General features: G+C 72.2%; 16 protein-coding genes and 1 pseudogene. 11 read left to right on the forward strand and 6 right to left on the reverse strand.

The window, feature by feature from the left end; translation table 11 throughout:
* Positions 1 to 147: 147 nt before the first annotated feature.
* Together ACIRJT_RS01475 and ACIRJT_RS01480 are read right to left on the reverse strand one after the other, a co-directional pair.
* Positions 148 to 2142, reverse strand: coding sequence for a CocE/NonD family hydrolase (locus ACIRJT_RS01475; RefSeq protein ID WP_403903072.1), 1995 nt, complete (start codon positions 2140 to 2142; stop codon positions 148 to 150).
* 40 nt (positions 2143 to 2182) lie between these two features.
* A complete protein-coding gene (locus tag ACIRJT_RS01480; RefSeq protein WP_403903074.1) occupies positions 2183 to 3682 on the reverse strand; it encodes a peptide MFS transporter in 1500 nt (499 codons plus the stop codon).
* 159 nt (positions 3683 to 3841) lie between these two features.
* On the opposite strand from ACIRJT_RS01480, the gene ACIRJT_RS01485 reads away from it, so the two are divergent.
* From ACIRJT_RS01485 to ACIRJT_RS01520, 8 genes are all read left to right on the forward strand, one after another.
* Positions 3842 to 4852, forward strand: a complete 1011-nt coding sequence (locus ACIRJT_RS01485) for a polyprenyl synthetase family protein (protein WP_403903077.1) — start codon at positions 3842 to 3844, stop codon at positions 4850 to 4852.
* A gap of 249 nt (positions 4853 to 5101) precedes the next feature.
* The gene (locus ACIRJT_RS01490) at positions 5102 to 6346 is read left to right on the forward strand and encodes an outer membrane lipoprotein carrier protein LolA (protein ID WP_403903080.1); all 1245 of its coding nucleotides are present in this window, start codon (positions 5102 to 5104) and stop codon (positions 6344 to 6346) included.
* 127 nt (positions 6347 to 6473) lie between these two features.
* Positions 6474 to 7595: an ABC transporter ATP-binding protein gene (locus tag ACIRJT_RS01495; RefSeq protein WP_403903083.1), complete on the forward strand. Its 1122-nt coding sequence runs from the start codon at positions 6474 to 6476 to the stop codon at positions 7593 to 7595.
* Positions 7582 to 8583: an ABC transporter permease gene (locus tag ACIRJT_RS01500; RefSeq protein ID WP_403903087.1), complete on the forward strand. Its 1002-nt coding sequence runs from the start codon at positions 7582 to 7584 to the stop codon at positions 8581 to 8583. The genes ACIRJT_RS01495 and ACIRJT_RS01500 overlap by 14 nt, the downstream gene beginning before the upstream one ends.
* Before the next feature lie 232 nt (positions 8584 to 8815).
* Positions 8816 to 9406, forward strand: a complete 591-nt coding sequence (locus ACIRJT_RS01505) for a TetR/AcrR family transcriptional regulator (protein WP_402096169.1) — start codon at positions 8816 to 8818, stop codon at positions 9404 to 9406.
* Positions 9407 to 9576: 170 nt separating this feature from the next.
* On the forward strand, positions 9577 to 10863 hold the full coding sequence (locus tag ACIRJT_RS01510; protein ID WP_403903090.1) for a hypothetical protein: 1287 nt from the start codon (positions 9577 to 9579) through the stop codon (positions 10861 to 10863).
* Positions 10864 to 11055: 192 nt separating this feature from the next.
* Positions 11056 to 13260 (forward strand): SpoIIE family protein phosphatase, encoded by a 2205-nt coding sequence (locus ACIRJT_RS01515; protein WP_403903093.1) that lies wholly within the window; start codon positions 11056 to 11058, stop codon positions 13258 to 13260.
* Positions 13261 to 13320: 60 nt separating this feature from the next.
* Positions 13321 to 14070, forward strand: a complete 750-nt coding sequence (locus ACIRJT_RS01520) for a DUF1838 family protein (RefSeq protein WP_403903096.1) — start codon at positions 13321 to 13323, stop codon at positions 14068 to 14070.
* A gap of 39 nt (positions 14071 to 14109) precedes the next feature.
* Here ACIRJT_RS01520 and ACIRJT_RS01525 read toward each other — a convergent pair whose 3' ends face one another.
* The 4 genes from ACIRJT_RS01525 to ACIRJT_RS01540 all read right to left on the reverse strand — a co-directional run bounded on the left by ACIRJT_RS01525 (position 14110) and on the right by ACIRJT_RS01540 (position 17792).
* A complete protein-coding gene (locus tag ACIRJT_RS01525) occupies positions 14110 to 14883 on the reverse strand; it encodes a calcium-binding protein (RefSeq protein WP_403903099.1) in 774 nt (257 codons plus the stop codon).
* A 255-nt stretch (positions 14884 to 15138) separates the two neighbouring features.
* Positions 15139 to 15654, reverse strand: coding sequence for a lytic polysaccharide monooxygenase auxiliary activity family 9 protein (locus tag ACIRJT_RS01530; protein ID WP_403903101.1), 516 nt, complete (start codon positions 15652 to 15654; stop codon positions 15139 to 15141).
* A 134-nt stretch (positions 15655 to 15788) separates the two neighbouring features.
* Positions 15789 to 16670 (reverse strand): HAD family hydrolase, encoded by an 882-nt coding sequence (locus ACIRJT_RS01535; RefSeq protein ID WP_403903104.1) that lies wholly within the window; start codon positions 16668 to 16670, stop codon positions 15789 to 15791.
* Between the two features lie 114 nt (positions 16671 to 16784).
* On the reverse strand, positions 16785 to 17792 hold the full coding sequence (locus tag ACIRJT_RS01540; protein ID WP_403903106.1) for a 1-aminocyclopropane-1-carboxylate deaminase: 1008 nt from the start codon (positions 17790 to 17792) through the stop codon (positions 16785 to 16787).
* 468 nt (positions 17793 to 18260) lie between these two features.
* Here ACIRJT_RS01540 and ACIRJT_RS01545 point away from each other — a divergent pair.
* The 3 genes and pseudogenes from ACIRJT_RS01545 to ACIRJT_RS01555 form a co-directional block, all read left to right on the forward strand.
* A pseudogene (locus tag ACIRJT_RS01545) lies at positions 18261 to 18425 on the forward strand (AraC family transcriptional regulator); the annotation flags it as partial.
* Between the two features lie 412 nt (positions 18426 to 18837).
* Positions 18838 to 19995, forward strand: coding sequence for a S1 family peptidase (locus tag ACIRJT_RS01550; RefSeq protein WP_403904401.1), 1158 nt, complete (start codon positions 18838 to 18840; stop codon positions 19993 to 19995).
* Positions 19996 to 20086: 91 nt separating this feature from the next.
* Entirely contained in the window at positions 20087 to 21070 is a 984-nt protein-coding gene (locus tag ACIRJT_RS01555; protein WP_403903108.1) for a hypothetical protein, read from the forward strand.
* Positions 21071 to 21093: the final 23 nt, after the last annotated feature.

Here is a 21093-nt window from a genome sequence, read left to right on the forward strand (position 1 = left end):
GCTTTCCAGGTCGCGTTGAGGACACGTTACGTCGGGGCTCCTACCCAGCGGCAGTGCCCTGACTGTTCCCAACTGTGCGTATTGCCCGGAAAGTTCGTCGGGCCCCCCGGAAATCCGGGGGACCCGAGGGCGGGATGGGGAGGCCGCTCACCCCGCCGTGCGCGGGACGCGCTTCTCCCAGGTGCGGTGGAAGACGATCTCCTCGCCCTCCTTGCAGATCACCTCGTTGGAGGTGATGAAGTCCTGGTCGTCGGCGGCGATCTCGGAGCGGGTCTCGATCTCCACGTCCCAGGCCGTCTCCGGGCGGTGCAGCCGGATCCGCCAGTCGGAGCGGGTCCGCGCGGAGAGCGGGTCGTCCTGCTGGATCGTGTACGTCTCCAGGGCGTCCTCGGTGAATTCGAGGCCGTCGGGGTAGACCCGCGTACCGCCGTAGCGGGGGTCGACCTCCATGCGCCATTCGCCCTTGGCGACATCGCGGACGACGAGGCGTTCGGGGCGCGGCTCCTCCAGGGTGACCGGGTAGACCACGCCGAGCGGTTCGGACTGCTCGGGCTCCCCGAAGGTGATCGCCGGGTCCTCGGTGTGGCGGCGTACCGGGAGCTCGACGAAGCTGCCGTCCGCGTCCAGGGTGAAGCCCGCCGAGCCGGCCTGCGGCCAGATCCAGGGCCAGTACGAGGAGGAGACGGCGAGCCGGATGCGGTGGCCGGGCGGGAAGGTGTGCCCGATGCCGTTGAGGTCGAAGACCACGTCCTCGGTCTCGCCCGGGGGCCAGTCGTCGGTGCGGTCGCGGCCGTGCCGGGCCGCGAGGTTGAGGACGCCCCGGGTGACCAGGGTGGAGGAGCCGTCGGGCGCGACGTCGCAGAGGCGGGCGATGGCCTGGCCGCGCGGCACGTCCATCCGGATGCGGAGTTTCACCCGGGGGCGGCCGAGGATCTCGATCGGCGCGTCCTCGACGGGGAATTCGAACGACACCGACTTCGCGTCCTCGTCCCGCTGGTCCGGAGGCAGGTCCGCGTCGTTGCCGAACGGGAAGAAGCGGCCCGCGTCCACGCCGGTCTGCTGCGGCGAGGCGACGATCCGCTCGCCGCCCTGGAGGGCGTACGCCACCGGGGAGACGTTCTCCGAGGGCCAGCTCGCGTCCCCGACCCAGCGGCCCGGCAGCGTCTCGTACACCGTGGCGGGAGGGTGCGAGCCGCTGATCCAGGACCGCAGCAGCGGCTCCCGCATCACGCCCGTCTCCTGGCCCTTGAGGTGCTGGTCCCACCAGCGCAGCGTCTCCTGGAGGAAGCCGATCGCGGGCCCCGGCGGCAGCCCCCGGTCGGGGTACTGGTGCGACCAGGGGCCGATCAGCCCGCGCACCTGCTCCGGGTCCAGGTGCTCCACGAGCCGCAGCACGGTGTCCCGGTACGGGTCGTGCCAGCCGCCGACCGCGAGGACCTTCGCCTTGATCGCGCCGTAGTCCTCGCAGACGCTGCCGTGCTTCCAGTAGTCGTCGCGGCTCTGGTGGGCCAGCCAGGTGTGGATGAAGGGGTCGACGGCCTCCAGCCGCTTCAGCCACATCTCCTTCCAGTCCTCGCCGACCTGCGCCGGGTCCGGCGGGCGGCAGACGAAGGCGAGCATGGTGGCGGCCCAGGCGTGCATGTCCACGGCGAGGACGGAGCCGCCCATGTAGTGGACGTCGTTGTCGTAGCGGTCGTCGGCCGAGCAGACGGTGACGATCGCCTTCAGCGGCTCGGGGGCGAGCGCGGCGATCTGGAGCGAGTTGAAGCCGCCCCAGGAGATGCCGAACATCCCCACCCGGCCGGAGCACCACTCCTGCTGGGCCAGCCAGTGGATGACGGCGACCCCGTCCTGAAGCTCCTGCGCGTCGTACTCGTCGCCCGGCAGGCCCTCGCTGTTGCCGTGGCCGCGGACGTCGACCCGTACGGAGGCGTAGCCGTGGCCCGCGTACCAGGGGTGGCGCTGCCAGTCGCGGGGCGCGGTCCAGTCGCTGAGCCGGTAGGGCAGGTACTCCAGCAGGGCCGGGACCGGTTCGTCGGTCAGCGGCCGCCAGATCCGGGCGTAGAGCCGGGTGCCGTCGGACAGCGGGATGGAGACGTCCTCGCGGGTGGTCTCGTACGGGAACTCGGTCGTGATGTTCATGGGTCACCTCGATGTACGACGACGGGGCGCGAAGGCGCGTTCAGTGGACGGGGTGCATGGTGCGTTTCAGCCACGGGGCGGCGGCGATCATCGCCACACCCGCCGCGACGGCGATCGCGCCGTTGACGCCGAAGTAGGCGGGGTTGGAGACCTCGCCGTACAGCTTCACGATCTGGGCCTGGATGCCGTTGGCCAGGGCGAGCGAGAGGAACCACAGGGCCATCGTCTGGCTGGCGAACGCCTTCGGGGCGAGCTTGGTGGTGGCGGACATGCCGGAGGTCTCCAGCAGGATGTCGCCGAGCCCGAGCAGCAGGTACGAGCCGACGATCCACCAGGCCGCCATGCGGTACGTGTCGTCGGCGTGCCCGGAGGTCGGCAGGACCATCAGCAGGAAGGAGAGCCCGCCGAGGATCACCCCGAAGGCGATCTTGTTGGAGGCGTGCGGCTGGCGGGGGCCCATCTTCGCCCAGACCGCGGCGACGACCGGGGCGAGCGCGACCTCGAAGGCGCCGAGCGCGGAGGCGTACCAGCTGGCCGGGAAGGTGAAGCCGAGGATCTCGGTCCGGGCGTTCGTCGACGCGAGCAGCATCATCGTCGAGTACGCCTGGAAGAGGATGAAGTTGAAGACGACGGACCCGAGGAAGAGGACGACGTACGGGCGGAGCCTGCCGCGCTCCTCGGCGGTGACCCGGGGGGAGCGGAACATCACCACGAAGTAGACGATCGGCGCGATCACCGAGATGACGGTGAGGACGTCGACGAACCGGTCCATCGTCAGCCAGCCCGCCAGGGCCAGCGCGGTGGCCACCGCGGCGACCACGACGGCACCGCCGATGATCAGCCGGATCGCGCGGCGCATCGCGTCGGGGGCCAGCGCGAATTCGGCGGCGTGCTTACGCCCGGCCAGGTGACGGCGGCCCGCCACGTACTGGATCAGACCGAAGGTCATGCCGACCGCGGCGGCCGAGAAGCCCCAGTGCCAGCTGACGTTGTCGCCGAGCCAGCCGGTGATCAGCGGTCCGGCGAAGGCGCCGATGTTGATGCCCATGTAGTAGAGGGCGAAGCCGGCGTCGCGCCGCTCGTCGTCGGTGCGGTAGAGCTTGCCGACCATGGAGGCCACGTTGGGCTTGAGCAGGCCCGTTCCGGCGCTGATCAGGCCGAGGCCCACCCAGGTCATGGCGTCGGTGGGAACGGCCATGCAGTAGTGGCCACAGGCGATGAGGATGCCGCCGTAGAGCACGGCCCGGTACGAGCCGAGGATCCGGTCGGCCAGCCAGCCGCCCGCCACGGAGACCAGATAGACCAACGTCCCGTAGGCGGCGGAGACGGAGGCGGCGGTTCCGGGGTCCATGTCCATGCCGCCGCTCGCCACGGTGTCGGCGAAGAACAGCACCAGGATGGCCTGCATGCCCAGGAACGAGAACCGCTCCCAGACCTCCAGGCCGGACAGGGTCATCAGACCTCGTGGCTGCCCGAAGAAGGCGTGGTCGTCCTCGGGCGGGTGCTTGGCCGGCTCGGTGCCGGCGGTGCTGTGGGACAAAACGGGGACTCCTGATCGTATGAGCTGATCCCGAACATACCGGCGGTCATGGGAAGCCGCCCACGGTGATCCATTGCGGACCGGATACGCTGAAGTCGCTAGGAGAGACAGCGACACATCGACATTGCGTGTGATCGTCAGCAGACAGGAGATGCCCTCGTGACCGTCGTCGGGCCGTTCGGACTGCACGTGCGGGACCAGGCTCTTGAGGCCGATGTCCAGTCGGGCCTGGCCGCTGTCGAGGCGGGGCTGCTCGAAGCCACCAAGAGCGATGTCCCCTTCATCACGGATGCCGCCCAGCATCTGGTGCGGGCCGGGGGCAAGCGGTTCCGCCCCTTGCTGGTCATGCTCGCGTCACAATTCGGCGATCCGGACGCGCCGGGCGTCGTCCCCGCCGCCGTCGTCGTCGAACTGACCCACCTGGCGACGCTGTACCACGACGACGTGATGGACGAGGCCGACGTGCGGCGCGGCGTCCCCAGCGCCAACACCCGCTGGGGCAACTCCGTCGCCGTCCTCACCGGCGACTTCCTCTTCGCCCGCGCCTCCCACATCCTGGCCGACCTCGGCCCCGAGGCGGTCCGCATCCAGGCGGAGGCCTTCGAACGGCTCGTCACCGGCCAGATCCTGGAGACCGCGGGCCCGCGCGACGGCCGCGACCCGGTCGACCACTACCTGGACGTGCTCAGCGGCAAGACCGGCTCGCTGGTCGCCGTGTCCGGCCGCTTCGGCGCGATGATGTCCGGCGCCGACGAGCGCACCGTGGACGTCCTCACCCAGTACGGGGAGCGGCTCGGCATCGCCTTCCAGCTCGCCGACGACGTCCTCGACATCGCCTCCGACTCCCACGAGTCCGGCAAGACCCCCGGCACCGACCTGCGCGAGGGCATCCCGACGCTCCCGGTCCTGCGGCTGCGAGCCCAGGCAGCGGCCGACGGCAAGCCCGACGACCTGGAGCTCGTCGAGCTGCTCGACGGCGATCTCGGCGACGACGACGCCCTGAACGAGGTGCTGCGCCGGCTGCGCGCCCACCCGGCTCTGGAACAGGCCCGCCAGGACACCGTGCACTACGCCCAGGCGGCGCGGGCCACGCTCGCACCGCTGCCCGAGGGGTACGCGAAGTCCGCGCTGGAAGAGCTGTGCGACGCCGTGGTGCACCGCGCGGGCTGACAGCCTTGCCCCGGTGGCCCGCTCGGAGGCCCCCGCCGGGGCGGCCGAGGAGTCATCGCCGCGGTGTGCGGGGCCGCTGACGGCGCGTCATCCGGTGGGGCGTACCCCTACTGGATGACGCACCCGCCCCTCCTGGTTGTCATACCGGAGCAGTACGCCGAGTTGATTCCCCGGTCTGACGCTTCGGGCCGCCTGATTTGGTCAGATGGTTGACAACGGAAGCCGCCGACCACGGAGGTAGGGCACACCATGGCACCGAACGACAGCGCAGAGACCACCGGCGAGGCCACGAGCACTGTCGTGGGCCGCCGAAAGGCGGCGCGCTACATCGTCCCCGTCGCGGTCGCGGGGGTGGCGGCCGCGACCATCGGGCTCGTCCCGGCGCTCGCCAGCACCGGCGACCCGGATCTGCCGAAGATCACCGCACAGCAGCTCATCGAGAAGATCGCCGCTTCCGACGAGGAGCAGCTCTCCGGCACGTTCAAGATCAGCACCGACCTGGGCCTGCCCCTCGACGGCCTCGCGGGCTCGTTCGCACCGGGCGGCGCGGGCGGGGACGAGGACGGTGGCGCGGCGGCCCCGCAGGACAAGCTCATGGAGCTGACGTCCGGCACGCACACGCTGCGGGTGGCCGCCGACGGCCCGGAGCGGCAGAAGCTCTCCATCCTCGGGGACGCGTCCGAGTACAGCGTCATCCACAACCAGGGCGAGGTCTGGGCGTACGACAGCACGTCGAACGAGGTCTACCACGCCGAGGCTCCCGAGGGCCGGGACGGCGGCAAGCTCGCGGAGAAGGCCCCGAAGGACCGCAAGGGCGCCTCGGCCACCCCGAAGGACTTCGCCGAGCAGGCGCTCGCGGCGGCCGGGGACACCACCTCGGTCACCGTGGACGGCACGGCGCAGGTCGCCGGGCGGGACGCGTACCAGCTGCTGATCAAGCCGAAGCAGTCCGGTTCGACGATCGGCTCCGTCCGCATCGCCGTGGACGCCGAGAACGGCGTACCGCTGAAGTTCACCCTCTCGGCGGCGAGCGGCGGCAAGGCCGTGGTCGACGCCGGGTTCACCAAGGTCGACTTCTCCGAGCCCGCCGCGTCCACCTTCGACTTCACGCCGCCCAAGGGCGCCGAGGTGACGGAGGCCGACGAGCTGGAGACCGGCAAGGACGAGCACGGCGCGGCGCAGAAGGCCCTTCCCGGGCAGCTGGCCGAGCTGGACGGCTTCGAGGGCCTCAACGTCATCGGCAAGGGCTGGACCTCGATCGCCGAGATCCGGACCCCCGGCGGCACGGGACTTCCGACGGCCGGCTCGGGCGACCTCCCGGCCGAGGCGCAGGGCTTCCTCGACGCGGTCGGCGACAAGGTCACCGGGAAGTTCGGTTCGGGCACGGTCTTCAAGACGCGCCTGGTCAACGCCCTGCTGACGGACGACGGCAGGGTGTACGTCGGAGCGGTGACGAAGGACGCGCTGGTCCGCGCCGCCGACGCCGCCAAGTAGGACACTTCCGGCGCCCGCCGTGCCGGACGACCGGCGCCGGACACCCCGCCCCGTCGCACACCGTGCGGCGGGGCGGCAGCGCCGCAGGGGCGCTGCCAGCCGTGCGGACGGGAGAGGCGCGACCGGGATGACGGGGACGGGCGCGGGGACGGGGACGGGCACCGGCGGAGCGACCGGTTCGGCCGGGTCGGGCGCGGAAGCCGTGTCGGACGCGCCGGGTACGTCGGGCACGTCGGGCACATCGGGTACGTCTGGCGCCGCGGGTGCGGCGCGCGCATCGGCCGGTCCGGGGGCACCGGATGCGGAGGAGGCCGGTCCGGTCATTCGCACCCGTGGCCTGACCAAGCGCTACCGGGGCGGCCAGCTCGCCGTGGACGGCCTCGACCTGACCGTGCCCGGCGGCAGCGTCTTCGGCTTCCTCGGGCCCAACGGGTCGGGGAAGACCACCACGATCCGGATGCTGATGGGCCTCATCGACCCGACGTCCGGCACCGCCGAGGTGCTCGGCCGCCCGATGCCGGGCGCCGCCCGTACGGTGCTGCCGGAGGTCGGCGCGCTGATCGAGGGACCCGCGCTGTACGGCTTCCTGAACGGCCGGGACAACCTCCTGCGCTACGACCGGGCCGACCCCACCGCAGACCCGCGCAGCCGCCGGGCCCGCGTCGACGAGGCCCTGGAGCGGGTCGGGCTCGCCGCCGCCTCCGGGAAGAAGGCCAAGGCGTACTCCCTCGGCATGAAGCAGCGCCTCGGGCTCGCCGCCGCCCTGCTCCGGCCGCGTCGGCTGCTGGTCCTGGACGAGCCGACCAACGGCCTCGACCCGCAGGGCATGCGCGAGATCCGTTCCCTGGTCCGGGAGCTGGCCGCCGAGGGCACCACGGTGTTCCTCTCCTCCCATCTGCTGGACGAGATCGAGCAGGTCTGCACGCACGCAGCGGTGATGGCCCGGGGCCGGCTGATCGTCCAGGGCCCGGTCGCCGACCTCGCCGCGGGCGCCCGCGGCCGGCTCGCCGTCACCACCCCCGACCCCGGGGACGCCGCCCGCATCCTCCGGGAACACGGGCTCACCGGTCTGAGCGCCGACGGCGACCGGCTGACCGCCGACGCCCCGCCCGCCGCCGTGGACCTCGCCGACCTCAACGCGGCGCTGGTGTCCGGCGGGGTGCGGGTGCGGTTCTTCGGCGTCGAGCGGGGCTCATTGGAGGACGCCTTCGTCGCACTCACGGGAGAGGGATTCGATGTCGCAGGCTGAGACACCGCCGCAGGCTGAGACACTGCCGCAGGCCGGGACAGCACCGCAGGCCGGGCCGGCGGAACCCAGCGATCCGGCGGGATCCGGCGATCCGGCGGGCCGTCGTGATCCGGTGCGTCCCCGCGATCCGGTGCGTCCCCGCAGCCCGTTGTGGACGCTGGGCCTCCTCCGGTCCGAGATCACCACGCTGCTCCGCCGCCACCGGACCTTCGCCCTGCTCGGCGTGCTCGCCGCCGTACCCGTACTCATCGGGATCGCGGTCCGGATCGAGACGGGCGGCGGCGGTGGCGGGTCGGGCGGCCCGGACGGCGGGGCGGGCCCTGCGTTCCTCGCCCAGGTCACCAACAACGGCCTCTTCCTCGTCTTCGCCGCACTCGCCGCGACGCTGCCGGTCTTCCTGCCGATGGCCGTCGGCGTCGTCGCGGGCGACGCGATCGCGGGCGAGGCGAGCAGCGGCACCCTGCGCTATCTACTGGTCGCCCCGGCGGGCCGTACCCGGCTGCTGCTCGTGAAGTACGCCTCCGTCCTCGCCTTCTGCCTGGTCGCGACCCTGGTCGTGGCGGCGTCGGCGCTGGCGGTGGGTGCGCTGCTGTTTCCGGTGGGCGAGGTCACCACGATCTCCGGGACCCGGATCAGCTTCGGCGAGGGGCTGGTGCGGGCGGCACTGACGGCGCTGGTCGTCGCGGTTTCCCTGATCGGGTTCGCCGCACTGGGGCTGTTCGTCTCGACGCTCACCGGCAGCGGGATCGGGGCGATGGCGGCCACGGTCGGGCTGCTGGTCACGGTGCAGATCCTGGACAGTGTTCCGCAGCTGAGCGGCGTGCACCCGTACCTGTTCACGCACTACTGGATGTCCTTCGCGGACGTCCTGCGCGAACCCGTCCACTGGGACGACCTGATCCAGAACTTCCAACTACAGGGGCTGTACGTCGCGGTGTTCGGCTCGGCGGCCTGGGCGCGCTTCACGGCCAAGGACATCACGGCCTGAGAGACGGTCCGGGAGAGCGCGTCTCCTGGCTGGATCGGATCGGCGGGAGGCCGTCCGCGCCGTCGGCCGGGCGAGCCGTCCCCCGATCGGCTCGTCGCGGCACGAACGGCACGAACGGTGCGGAGACAGGAACGACACGACACGGTACGTTCCGTTTCCGCCTGGGTATTGTTCGGTCTTTGGCGACGAGATGTCAACAAGAGATTGGCTGGAACCCCCCTATGCTCACCGAATGATCACATCGCCGAGCAGTGTGCGCCGCAGCGAAAGGTCACGCCGCGCGATCCTGCGGTCCGCTCTCGATCTCTGTACGGAGCGGGGGTACGGGCACGTCACGATAGAGGCCATCGCGGCGGATGCCGGGGTCAGCAAGAAGACGATCTACCGCTGGTGGCCGTCGAAGGGCGCGGTGCTGCTGGAGGCGTTCACGGACGCCCTGATCGACGCCACGCCGTTCGTGGACACCGGCGACATCGGCGCCGACCTGCGCGCCCATGTCGCCGGCGCGGTGAGACTGCTCTCGGTCCCGCCGTTCGGCCCCGCCTACGCGGGCATCCTCTCCGAGCTGCACCACGACGACCTGCTGGCCCAACAGCTGCGGGAGGAGCTGGTCGACCCGCGCGTCGAGGAAGCGATCGGCCGGCTGCGCAGCGCCCAGGAGCAGGGCCAGATCCCGCCGGGCGCGGACCTCCCGCTGGCCGTGGAGATGCTGTACGGGCCCGTCTACTACCGCCATGTGCTGCGCAAGCCCGTCCAGGACGAGGAGATGATCGCCACCCTGGTCGACCACGTACTGCGCTCGCTGCGCGCGCCGGGGTACTGAGGCCGGAAGAACACCGGGGCCGGTACGAGTCCCGGTACGGGCCCGTACCGGCCCCGCCCCGGAAGTGTGATGTCACCTCCATCATGACAGGTCAGAGGGCATTTCCGTAGGAGTAACGGCACAGCTGCACAGCCTTGTCGGGCCCCGCCGGGGCGCCCACAATTCCCGCTATGAATCACTCGCGGAAAGTCGATCAGGACGACATCGTCCGAGCGCGGAACGTGCTGCTCGCGTCGGGACGCCGCACTCCGGGCGAGGAGGTCGACGCCTACCGGGTGCTCGCCCAGGTCAGCCCCGCCTCGTATCTCCCTCTCCTGGCCGGGGCGCTTCAACGTCTCTGCTACGACTCCGGGTCCGGCACCTGGCACGCGTCCGCCCCGGAGCTGTGCGAGGAGGCGGTGGCCGTGGCACGGCGCATCGATCCGGCCGAACCCGGCCGCGCGGATGTCCTCTACCAGGCACTCAACAGCCACCGCAGGGAGCTGTACCGCCTGGGTCGGCGCACGGAAGGCCTTGCCCTGTGCGCCGAGATGCTCGACATCAGCCGCGCCCAGGCCGCGTCGGCCGGCGCTCCGGTGGCCAAGGGGCTCGACGAGTGGGCTGCCGGACTCGCCCAGGAAGGCCGGTACGCCGAGGCCGCCGACGCCATGGACGAGTTGGTCGCGGCGCTCCTGCCCCAGGGGCCCCGCAGCGGTGCCCTCGCCTGGACGCTCCTGGACCGGATCGCCGCTCTCCTCGACGCCGGCCGCATCGACGACGGGCTCGCCGCGTTCGAGGCAGCCGTCACCATGGAGGCGGCCGAAGCAGCGGCGGACCGCGGCCCGATGGTCTGTCACCTCTACGCGCTCATCGGGTACGCCCGGCTGCTCGACACCCACGGTCGGGACGAGCGCGCGGCCCTGGCACGGCAAGAAGCACTCGCCGTGCTGACGGAGTTGGCCGACACCGGTGAGCGGAAGACCTGGAGCGGTTACCAACGGAGCTTCTGGGCGGCGCTGGTGACCCTCTCCGGTGCCTACAGCGACCGGTCGCCCGCGCCCGATGAACCGCGTCCGCCTTCGGGGACGGAGCCGATGCGAGGGTCGCCCCGAGCCCGGTGGCACGACGTCGACAGCCGGCAGGCCCTGCGGGCCCAGGTGGACGCCCTCGTTCCACGCGCCGCCGAGGACCCGGACCGGCACCTGGCCGATCTGGTCCGCCTGCATCGGGGCCTCACCCTCCGCACCGCCGTCTTCCAGGAGACGCGCGTGCGTCTGATCGCGGACGACATGCGTCCCCTGTACGACGAGGGAGTGGACCTGGCCCGTCGGCTGGCTCGGCACGACCCGGCAAGGGGCCCGCGAGCGCTGGCCGGAATACTGATCGACCGGTCGACCCTGCACGCCGTCACCCACGCTTTCGGCCCGGCCCTCGACGACTTCCGCCAAGCTCTGGCGTGCCTGGGGGAGCCGGCCTGAACCCGAGCCGGTCGGCGAGGCGCAAGAGGCGAGACGCAAGAGGCTCCACCGGTCCGCCGTCCCTGCCGCCGGACCCGTCGTTCACGCCTCTGCTCGTCACCGGTGGCCGGGCCCGGGCCGGCGGGTGATGCTGGTCCGGCGCGTGCCGGCTCCGGTGCATCGGTGCGCCGGAGCCGGAGGGCGGGTGGAGCCGTGGCGGACGCCGAGACCCCGGCCGGGCCCGGAACGCCCCGGGGCGTTCCGGACCAGCTGGCCGCGGCACTGCTGGACCCGGCACTGCTGGCGACCCTGTTCACCCAGTCAGCCGTCGGCCTGGTCGTGCTCGACCCGCAGCTCCGTCTCGTACGGGCCAACTCGCTCGTCGACGGCGCGGACACGGGCAAATACATCGGCCGCCGGTTCACCGAGGCCTTCCGGCTCGACGACCCGGACGGCTCCGAGCAGCTCATGAAGCGGGTGCTCGCCGGCGAAGGCCCGGTGCGCGACCGCCTCGTGCGCGGCCGGCTGCGCGGGGTCCCCGGCGACCGGGAGTTCCTGGTCTCCTCCTACCGCCTCGACGGCCCCGGCGGCTCCGCCGCACCCGCCCTCGGCCTGCTGACCGCGGTCGTCGACGTCACCGAGCGCCAACGGGCCCGAGCCCGGGACACCGCGCTCGCCGCCGTGCGGGAGGCGGTCGGCGGTTCCCTCGACGTCGCCACGACCTGCCGCGCCTTCGCCGACGCCCTGGTGCCCGGATTCGCCGACCTCGCCGTCGTCGAGGTGGTGGACGACGTCCTGCGCGGCGCCGACCCGCCGGTGGGCCCGCTGCCGCCCGGCACCCCGCTGCGCCGCGCCGCGAGCGGCCGGTGCGACGCCCTCCGGGACACGGCGGAGGGCGAGGGGGAGGGCGGGGGCCGGAAGCGTTCGGCGGGGGTGACCCGCCACCTTCCCGCCCGTACGCCGTACGCGCTCGCCACCACCGACCTGCGGGCCCGGCTCGTCCCGCTCGGGCCCGGCACCACCCCGTGGCCGGCCACCGACCCGGACGGGGCGCGCGCCGTCGCGGAGACCGGCGCGCACTCCCTGATCGTGGTGCCCCTGACCCTGCGGGGCGCGGTGCTCGGGCTGGTCAGCCTCTACCGCTGCGGAGCGGCCGAGCCCTTCGACGACGACGACCTCTCCCTCGCTGTCGCGGCGGCCACCCGGGCGGCCCTCGGCATCGACAACGCCCGCCGCTACGAGCGCGAGCACGTCATCGCCTCGACGGTCCAGCGGAGGCTGCTGCCACAGGCCGAACGGCAGCAGGCCGCCGTCGACACCGCGCACGTCCTGCTGCCCGGCCGGGACAGCGGCTGCTGGTTCGACACCATCGCCCTGTCCGGCGCCCGCACCGCGCTCGTCGTGGGCGGCGTCGCGGGCGAGGGCCTCCAGTCGGCCATCGCCATGGGCCAGTTGCGTACGGTCATCCAGGCGCTGGCGGGTCTCGACCTGGAGCCGGAGGAGGTCCTCGCCCGGCTCAAGGACACCGCCGACCGCCTCGCCCACGAACGCGCCTCCCTGCCGCCGGCCGACGCCCTCCTGAGCGAACCCCTCAGCGCGGGCTGCGTGTACGGGGTCTACGACCCGTTCACCCGCACCTGCACCGTCGCGCGCGCCGGGCACCCCGCGCCGCTGATCGTCGGCCCCGACGGACGGGCGGTGGCCCTCGACGTGCCGGAGGGGCCCGGACTCTTCTCCACCGACAGCGCTCTCTTCGCCCCCGCCACCGTCACCCTGGAGGTGGGCAGCCTCCTCGCGTTCTGCACCGCCGACCTGCTCTCCGGCGACCACGCCGCCGAACGCATCACCGAGACCCTCGCCCGGCCGGGCCGAAGCCTCCAGCAACTGGGCGACGACATCGTGTACGCGCTGCCGGACGACATCCGCTCCGCCGGTGCGGCCCTGCTCCTGGCGCGTACGGGTACGGTCTCCGACCACCTGGTCGCCACCTGGGACCTGGCCCAGGACCGCACGACGCCCGCCACGGCCCGGGTGCTCGTACGCGACCGGCTCCAGGGCTGGGGGCTGGACGAGGACACCGCCGAGGCGACGGAGCTGATCGTCAGCGAGCTGGTCACCAACGCCGTCCGCTACGGCACCCCGCCGCTGCGGCTGCGCCTCCTGCTGGACTCCACGCTGACCTGCGAGGTCCACGACGGCTCCACGGCCTCCCCGCACCTGCGGCACGCCCGGACCGTCGACGAGGGCGGCCGGGGCCTGTTCATCGTCTCCCGGCTCGCCTCCCACTGGGGAGCCCGCCTCGGGCCGGACGGCAAGGTGCTGTGGACCGAGCAGGATCTGCCGAGCGGCGACTCCGATCCCGGAGCGGTCCCGCCCTCTCCCTCGCCCCCGCCCTCTCCCTCGCCCGCGCCGAGCTGACTCCGCCCGGCGGGGCACGGCGATCGCGCGGAGTGGTCCGTATCGCGCAGAGTGGTCCGTATGACGAATCCCGCGGAACTGCTGCGCTCCTTCGCCCGTACCCGTGCTTCCCTCGACGGCGAGGAGGTCACGTACTGGTGGTCCGGAGACGTGTACTCCTGGGCTCCCGACGAGCCCTACCGGCGGATCTTCGGTTTCGAGGGCCTCAACGTCTCCCGCCTGGTCCAGGAAGCGGAGGCCGGGCCGGACGCCTACCAACTGCTCACCCGCGAGGCCGCGTTCTATCTGGACCCCGTCAGCCGCGAGATCCTGGAGACCTGGCAGGACCTGCCGGTGGTGCACGTCTGGAACGACCCGGCGAACCAGAAGTGGCGTCCTTTCCCGATCCCGACGACCGACCTCGGGGACCAGGTCTGCTTCAGCCTGGAGATCCCGCTCGCCTACCCGTCGCCGCTGCCGGTGGCCGAGTACCCGGCGCACTCGGCGGGGGACACGTACAAGGCCCTGGAGCTCTTCCAGTTCTTCGCCCGCCGCGCCGACCTGGCGGGCCCGTCGCCCAGCGTCCCGGCCACCATGTCGTGGAGCCGGATGTCCCCGTGGCTCCCGTGGATGGCCCGGGGGCAGCGGCCCGGCGGCCTCACCTTCCACTGCCGGGGCCGCAAGCTCGGCGCGTACGCCGAGGTGCCCGAGCGCACCCGCGCCTACATCGCCGCCCACCATCCGGAGTTCGCCCGTGCCCCGGAGGAGTGGAGCGAGCCGAACGAGACCAGCTGGACCTACTTCCGCAAGCTCAACCCGCCCCAGGGCTGAGGGCCACGGGCGCCCCACGTCCCTCAGCCCTGGCGCCGCCTACCGGAGAACGATGTTCCGGCCCGGGCCGCCGTCGACGCTGTCCTTGCCCGCGCCGCCGACGATCAGGTCGTCGCCGTCCTCGCCGTGGATCATGTCGTCGCCGGAGCCGCCGAGCAGGATGTCGTCGCCCTCCCCGCCCATGACGTGGTCGTCGCCCGGGCCCGCGTACACGACGTCGTCGCCGTCGTACGCCTCGATCATGTCGTCGCCCCGACCGCCCCACAGCCGCTGGTCGCCGTCGACGGCCATCAGGTGGTCCATGCCGTCGCCGCCGTCCAGGACCACGCGCCCCATGACCATGTCGTTCCCCGCGTCGCCCCGCACCGTGTGCGCGGTGTGGGCGTGCAGCATGTCGTCGCCGGAGCCGCCGCTGACGGTCGCGACCCCGGGGTCGCTGGTGGCGATCTCGTCGTCGCCGTCGCCGAGGAAGACGTCGATCCGGTCCGGCCGGGAGCTGTCGGTGGGCAGTTCGCAGACGACGTAGGTCTCGTCCCCGGGGGTGAGGTAGGTGCAGTGGTCGCCCGGTACGAGCGGGACCGCGTCGCGGAAGCCGATCCGCCGGACTCCGTCGCCCCGGTCCATGGGCACCACGTGCAGGTCGTTCACCTGTCCCGCGCCCGCGGTGAAGGTGATCGACTGCTTCGCCCAGTCGGCGCCGACGCGGGCCTTCGCCACGGTGCCGGTGGGGGCGGCGAGCGCCGGGGAGGCGGCGAGGCCGGTGGCGAGCAGGGCCACGGCGGCCGCGCGGGCGGTGAGTCGGTGTCGGTTCATGGGACCTCATCTCGATGGGGCGGCCGGTGGGTCGGCCTGCTGGCAGGGGCCTGCCCGGGGGTGACGGCGAGGCGGCGGGCCTGCCCGGGGTACCGGCGACCGCGGTCGCGAGGGCGGCTTCCTCACGACCACGACCGGCGCGCTCCGGTACCCCGGACAGGCTCTGTTCGTCCCGGCGGGGCCGGGCGGGTGCGGCGCCACGTCAACTCACGTTCACGCGGCGGCCGCGTCAACTCACCTTCAAGCGGTGCCGCTTCAGCTCACGTTCACGTCCACGCAGGCGTAGAAGGCGTTGGACGTGTCGGCGATGTTCCACACGGCCAGCACCTTCTGCTTGCCGGACAGGCCGCCGAAGCTGACCTGGTGGGTGACGGTCTCGCCGGGCCGGGCCCCGCCGTCGTTGAACTCCGCGATCTTGCGGCCGCCCGCGTAGTACTGCCAGGTGCTGGTGGCGTGCCGTGCCGTCAGCCGCCAGTTGAAGCTGGTCGTCCGGCCGACCGGGGTGACCTTCCAGCCCTTGCTGTCATTGTTGAGCTCGGCGAAGCCGGCGTTCCCTCCGCTGCAACTCGACAGCCCCTTGGGGCCCTCGACGCTCTGCGGCTCGTACTTGATGGCGCCGCAGGAGACCGTTCCGGCGGCGCACTGGGCCTGTCGGCTGGGGGGTGACGAGATGTAGCCGTGCGCGCTCGCGCTGCCCGCGGGCAGCGTGACGGCCAGGAGCGGGGCGATTCCCGCGCCGATGGCGACGGCTAAGAGCCTCTTGCTTTTCATGACAACTCCTCTGTGGGGGTCCGTGCCCGCCCGCGCGAAGACGGGTCAGGCATGCGCATGTCAAGCAGCTACGCCGTGACGGTGGGGCTGTCGCGGGTAGCGACGGAAGCGTACCCCGCTTGGTCTAGACCAAGCTAGTGCCCGGGTGCGATCTCTGTGCCCCGCCACCGGGCGTCGGTGGTGCCGAACAGGCGCTCCAGGACCACCGCGACCCCGTCCTGCGCGTTCGAAAGGGTCACCTCGTCGGCCGCCGCTCGCAGCTCCGGATGCGCGTTGCCCATGGCCACCCGGTGGCCCGAACCGGCGAACATCGGCAGGTCGTTGGGCATGTCCCCGAACGCGACGATCCGCTCCGCCCCTATTCCCAGCAGCTCCGCGGCCACCGTCAGCCCCGTGCCCTTGTCCACCCCGCGCGGGGCCAGCTCCACCGTGCCGGGGCCCGCCATGGTCACCGTCGCCAGATCACCCACGGCCCCGCGCGCCGCCGCGGCCAGCGCGTCGTCGCCCAGGTCGGGATGGCGCACCAGCACCTTGATCACGGGCCGCTCCCACAACGCGGTCCGGGAGCTGACACGTTGGGCGGGAAGCGTCGGGTTCGGCATCCGGTACCCGGCCTCGATCAGGGTCACCCCGTCCACGCCGTCCTGGTCCACGGCGGCGAACACGGCCCCGACCTCCGCCTCGATCTTCCCGAGCGCGGTGTCGGCGGCCTCCCGGTCCAGGGCGGCGGACCGCAGCAGCCGCCCGCCGCCCGCCACGGCCTCGTACAGCTGGGTGCCCTGCCCGCAGACGACGAGCCCGGTGTACGCCAGGTCCGCGAGCAACGCCCGTATCCCGGGCACGGGCCGCCCGGTGACGACCAGGTGCCGGGCGCCGGCGGAGGCGGCGAGGGCGAGCGCGGCCCGGGACCGGGCGCTCACGGTGTCGTCCGGACGCAGAAGGGTGCCGTCCAGGTCCGTGGCGACGAGGGCATAGGCGCGGGTGGTGCCGGGGGCGTATGCGGGTGGCGTGGGCATGGACCCCAGCCTAGAAGGGCTCGAACGGCCGCTTGCCCGCCAGGGGCGGATCGGGTATGCGGGCCCGGCACGGGGCGGCGTGAGCGCCCCGTGCCGGGCCCGCACGGTGTGACGTCAGCGGAAGATGCCGCTGTAGGCGTTGAGTGCGGGCTGGCCGCCGAGGTGCGCGTACAGGACGTTGGACCCCTCGGGGATCTCGCCGCCGCGCACCAGATCGATCAGCCCCGCCATGGACTTGCCCTCGTACACCGGGTCGATGATCATGCCTTCGAGCCGGCCGGTGAGCTTGATGGCGTCCACCGTGGACGCCACAGGTATGCCGTAGAGGTCTCCGGCCCAGCCTTCCAGGACGGTGATCTCGTCGTCCGTCAACTCCCGCCCCAGGCCAATGAGTTCGGCGGTGTCGCGAGCGATCCTCGCCACCTGGGCGCGGGTCTCGGTGAGCTTCGCCGACGCGTCGATGCCCAGGATCCGCCGCGGCCGGTCCTGGCCCGCGAACCCGGCGATCATGCCGGCCTGGGTGCTGCCCGTGACGCTGCACACCACGACGGTGTCGAAGAAGACACCCAGCTCCTTTTCCTGCTGACGCACTTCACGCGCCCAGTTCGCGAAGCCGAGGCCGCCGAGCGGATGGTCCGATCCTCCCGCCGGAATGGCGTACGGTGTGCCGCCCGCGGCCCGTACGTCGTCCAGTGCCCGGTTCCAGCTGTCCTTGACGCCGATGCCGAAGCCCGCCTGCACCAGCCGCACTTCGGCGCCCATGATGCGGGACAGCAGGATGTTGCCGACCTTGTCGTTGACCGCGTCGGGCCAGTCCACCCAGCTCTCCTGGATCAGGACCGCCTTCAGGCCGGCCCGGGCGGCGGCGGCCGCCACCTGCCGCGTGTGGTTCGACTGCACGCCTCCGATGCTGACGAGTGTGTCCGCACCCTGCCGGAGGGCGTCGGGGAGCAGGTACTCCAGCTTGCGGGTCTTGTTGCCGCCGTAGGCGAGACCGGAGTTGCAGTCCTCGCGCTTGGCCCAGACGCGCGCGCCGCCGAGGTGGTCGCTGAGCCGGTCCAGCGGGTGCACCGGGCTGGGCCCGAACAGCAGGGGGTAACGCTCGAAGTCGTCAAGGGACATCGCGGGCTCCTCATGGGCGGGGTCGGGGGCGGGTCGGGGGCAGGCGGCGGTTCGCGTGCCCGCAATGCCCGGTGCATGCCGAATCGAAGGTCGTCAATCGCTCCAGCCGTCCCCACCCTGGAGCGGCAATGCTGAACCCGAGGCGCCGATCTGTCGCGATGGGAGTCCGACGGGATCCAGGCCGCTGTTCGAGGCTCTGCCGCAGCGCGGTCCTGGGATCGGCGGCAGGTTCGGGCCGAGGCGGTTCGGCCGAAACCGCGGGCGTCAGCCGCCTCCGCCTCCGCCGCTGGTGTGGTCCGGACCGAGGTCACGCTCCCGGCTCCGGTTCGCGCCGGATCCCCCATGCTCGTAGCAGATGAGCCCCGCCAGGATGAGCAAGACGATCCCCGTAGCTATCAGCGATATCCATGCGCCGGCGTCCATGTCTGCGGATGTACCCACCGCTGTCGGTGCGAAGCCTCCCCCGGGCTCCCAACCCGCCCCTCGGGCGGTCGGGAGCGCTACCTCGACAGGTCTCTACCGGAGGAGATCGGCGCCGACCCGCTCGCCGGGGTCGTCGCCCGGGCGCTGGAGCACCTCCACGAGCGGTTCGGTGTGGAGACGCCGGCCGCGCGGGCGTGGATGAGCCGTCGCGACCCCGGCGTCACTCGACCGTGGCCATGTTGAGAAGGCTGACGGAATGACGATTCGCGTGGGTGCGGACGCGCGGATTCGCGCTTCGGCAGGAGGTGAATTGCGAACGGCGGCTTTTACAGTCTTCCCGGCGTTCTGTTAAAACTTCCCCCCGTCAGGCACCTTGCTGGCACTGATCCGTTGGGCCAAAGTTCATGTCGCGACGGGCCTTGCTCCCGCTGCCTGGCGGAACTCACTCCCGGCGACGCGCGCTGACGCATCGCCGAATACAACCCCCCTCGCGAGTTCTGCCTGCCATCCGGAAGGAATCAGCGTGCGTATTTCCCGCAGTTCTCGCAATCCCCAGAATTCCCGCCGTTCCGGCACGTACAGATTCGCCTTCGTGGCGGCCGCGCTCTCGGTCACCGTGGTCATGGGAACCCAGGCCGCCGCCCAGGCCCGGGACGCCGCCCCCGCCGGGGACTCGTCCGCCCCGCTCTACCAGCCCGGGATGGTGCGGGCGCTCGCCGCGTCGCTCGGCGTGGACGAGAAGGCGGCGACCGACCGGCTGGACCGGCAGGATGCCCAGCAGAAGCGGCTCGCCGACCTGCGCGAGAGCGGACTGGTCGACGACGGCGCGTTCTTCGACGCCTCCGGTGACCTGACCGTGAACGCCGAGAAGCCCGCCGACGTCACCCGGTTCGAACAGGCCGGGCTGGAAGCCCGGCTGCCCGTTCGCGGCGAGGAAACCCTCGACCGGATCAAGGCCCAGCTCGACGTCGCCGCCGCGAAGAGCGCCCCCGCCGGAGTGGTGGCCTGGTCCGTGGACCTCGCCTCCGACCGGGTCGTCGTCAAGGTGAACAGCGACCGCTCGGCCCCCGCCAAGGCGTTCCTCGCCGCGGCGGCGAAGCACGGCTCCGCCGTTCACATCGTGCGCGGCGAGGAGAAGCTCGCCCCCCAGGCCGCGATATACCCCGGCAGCAAAATGACGATCAACAGCACCACCGGCTGGTGTTCCGTCGGTTACGGCGCCCGCGACCGGTCCGGCAACCAGTACCTGGTCACGGCCGGCCACTGCGTCGCCAACCTCCCGACCCTGCGCTACGACGGCGCCGCCTTCGCCAAGGGCACCAAAACCCGCTACGCCCTCGGCACCCGCAGTGTCGACATGGGCATCGCCTCCATCAACTCCGGCCACTCCATCACCACCAGCGTCGGTACCTGGGGCAACACCAACCCCATCGCCGTCCGGGGCAGCAGCCGGGCCGCATCCGGCGCATCGCTCTGCAAGTCCGGTGCCACCACGGGCTGGACCTGCGGAACGGTCGGCTCCTACAACGTCTCGGTCACCTACGTCGACCTCAACGGCGGGCCCGACACCGTCGTCACCGGCCTCGCCACCTCCAGCGTCTGCACGGAGGGCGGCGACAGCGGTGGCGCGTACATCTCCGGCAACCAGGCCCAGGGCATGACCTCCGGCGGCCCCACCAACCAGCGCTGCACCGGCGGAGTCAACTCCCGCGGCTCCTCCTACTTCCAGCCGCTCGATGACACCCTCGCCTACTACGGGCTGACCCTCAACACCAACTGACCTGCGGACAGAAGGGCTGACCAGGGGCCGTCCACCGGCTAAGGTGGGCGGCCCTCGAGCCGCCGGTGCCCGCAGACCGTTGAGAGACGCCATGCCGCATCCCTTCCCCGACGTCGACGCTCTCGATGCCGCCGAATCCCCCGAATCCCCCGAATCCCCCGAAGACGTAGACGTACTCGAAGAGTTCCCAGGAGCCGACGCGACGTTCGCGGCCGTGTTCCGTCAGGCCCTGCGCAGACGCGGGCTCCCGCTGGAACGCGTCCGCGACCATCTGCGCGCCCAGCAGATATCCGTCAGCCTCGCCACCCTCAGCCATTGGCAACGTGGCCGCAGCCAGCCGGAGAAGGCCCAGTCGCTGCGCGCCGTCGATGCCCTGGAGCCCTTGCTCGACCTGCCGACCGGCGCTCTGCGCTCGCTGCTCGGGCCGCACCGCCCCCGGGGCGGGGCCCGCCCGCCCGACCCGGCCGCCGCCCGCGGAGTCTTCGGTGAGGACTCCGATGTGGAGCAGGCACTCGGTGACGCGTTCGCCCACTTCAACGCCGGTCTGCGTGCGCTCACCGTCCAGGAGACGGTCTGCCTGGACGAGCGCCGTGCCATCCGCGAGACCTCGGTGACCACCGTCGTCCAGGCCGTGCGCGACGGCGTCGACCACCTCAGCGTCGTCCACTTCCTCGACTCACCGAAGGCCGGAACGGCCGCCCTCGCCGTCCCCGGCCGTCCCGCACCGGGCATCCGTTTCCTGGAGGAGCTGGGCTGCGTGGCTGCCGACATTCCGCTCGGCCGCCGACTGGCCCGTACGGAGACGGCGGTCATCGCCTACACCCTGCGCGCCGAGGGGGAGGTCTCCTGGCAGCACGAGCGCCGCGTCACCGTCCCGCTGCGCGCGTACCTGCTGAACGTACGCTTCGACCCCCGTGCAGTGCCCACCCGCTGCTGGGGATACCGCCGCGAGCGGATCGGCGCCGACCCCAGCCAACGCCACCGCACGGCCCTGGACGACTTCCACACGACCCACTACGTGCCGACGCGGTGCGTACCAGGCGTGTACGGGATCGAGTGGGCCTGGCCGGACTGAGCGACGCGGGGCCGCACCGCGTG

Origin of the sequence: Streptomyces sp. NPDC102283, assembly GCF_044766265.1 — a bacterium.
In the GTDB taxonomy this organism is placed as follows: Bacteria; Actinomycetota; Actinomycetes; order Streptomycetales; family Streptomycetaceae; genus Streptomyces.

Excerpts from the sequence above, each read along its gene's own strand:
- ACIRJT_RS01550 (WP_403904401.1), top strand. The coding sequence starts at position 18,838 with ATGGGAACCCAGGCCGCCGCCCAGGCCCGGGACGCCGCCCCCGCCGGG.
- ACIRJT_RS01495 (WP_403903083.1), top strand. The coding sequence starts at position 6,474 with ATGACGGGGACGGGCGCGGGGACGGGGACGGGCACCGGCGGAGCGACC.
- ACIRJT_RS01505 (WP_402096169.1), top strand. The coding sequence starts at position 8,816 with ATGATCACATCGCCGAGCAGTGTGCGCCGCAGCGAAAGGTCACGCCGC.
- ACIRJT_RS01490 (WP_403903080.1), top strand. The coding sequence starts at position 5,102 with ATGGCACCGAACGACAGCGCAGAGACCACCGGCGAGGCCACGAGCACT.
- ACIRJT_RS01475 (WP_403903072.1), bottom strand. The coding sequence starts at position 2,142 with ATGAACATCACGACCGAGTTCCCGTACGAGACCACCCGCGAGGACGTC.
- ACIRJT_RS01500 (WP_403903087.1), top strand. The coding sequence starts at position 7,582 with ATGTCGCAGGCTGAGACACCGCCGCAGGCTGAGACACTGCCGCAGGCC.
- ACIRJT_RS01535 (WP_403903104.1), bottom strand. The coding sequence starts at position 16,670 with ATGCCCACGCCACCCGCATACGCCCCCGGCACCACCCGCGCCTATGCC.
- ACIRJT_RS01525 (WP_403903099.1), bottom strand. The coding sequence starts at position 14,883 with ATGAACCGACACCGACTCACCGCCCGCGCGGCCGCCGTGGCCCTGCTC.
- ACIRJT_RS01540 (WP_403903106.1), bottom strand. The coding sequence starts at position 17,792 with ATGTCCCTTGACGACTTCGAGCGTTACCCCCTGCTGTTCGGGCCCAGC.
- ACIRJT_RS01555 (WP_403903108.1), top strand. The coding sequence starts at position 20,087 with ATGCCGCATCCCTTCCCCGACGTCGACGCTCTCGATGCCGCCGAATCC.
- ACIRJT_RS01530 (WP_403903101.1), bottom strand. The coding sequence starts at position 15,654 with ATGAAAAGCAAGAGGCTCTTAGCCGTCGCCATCGGCGCGGGAATCGCC.
- ACIRJT_RS01510 (WP_403903090.1), top strand. The coding sequence starts at position 9,577 with ATGAATCACTCGCGGAAAGTCGATCAGGACGACATCGTCCGAGCGCGG.
- ACIRJT_RS01520 (WP_403903096.1), top strand. The coding sequence starts at position 13,321 with ATGACGAATCCCGCGGAACTGCTGCGCTCCTTCGCCCGTACCCGTGCT.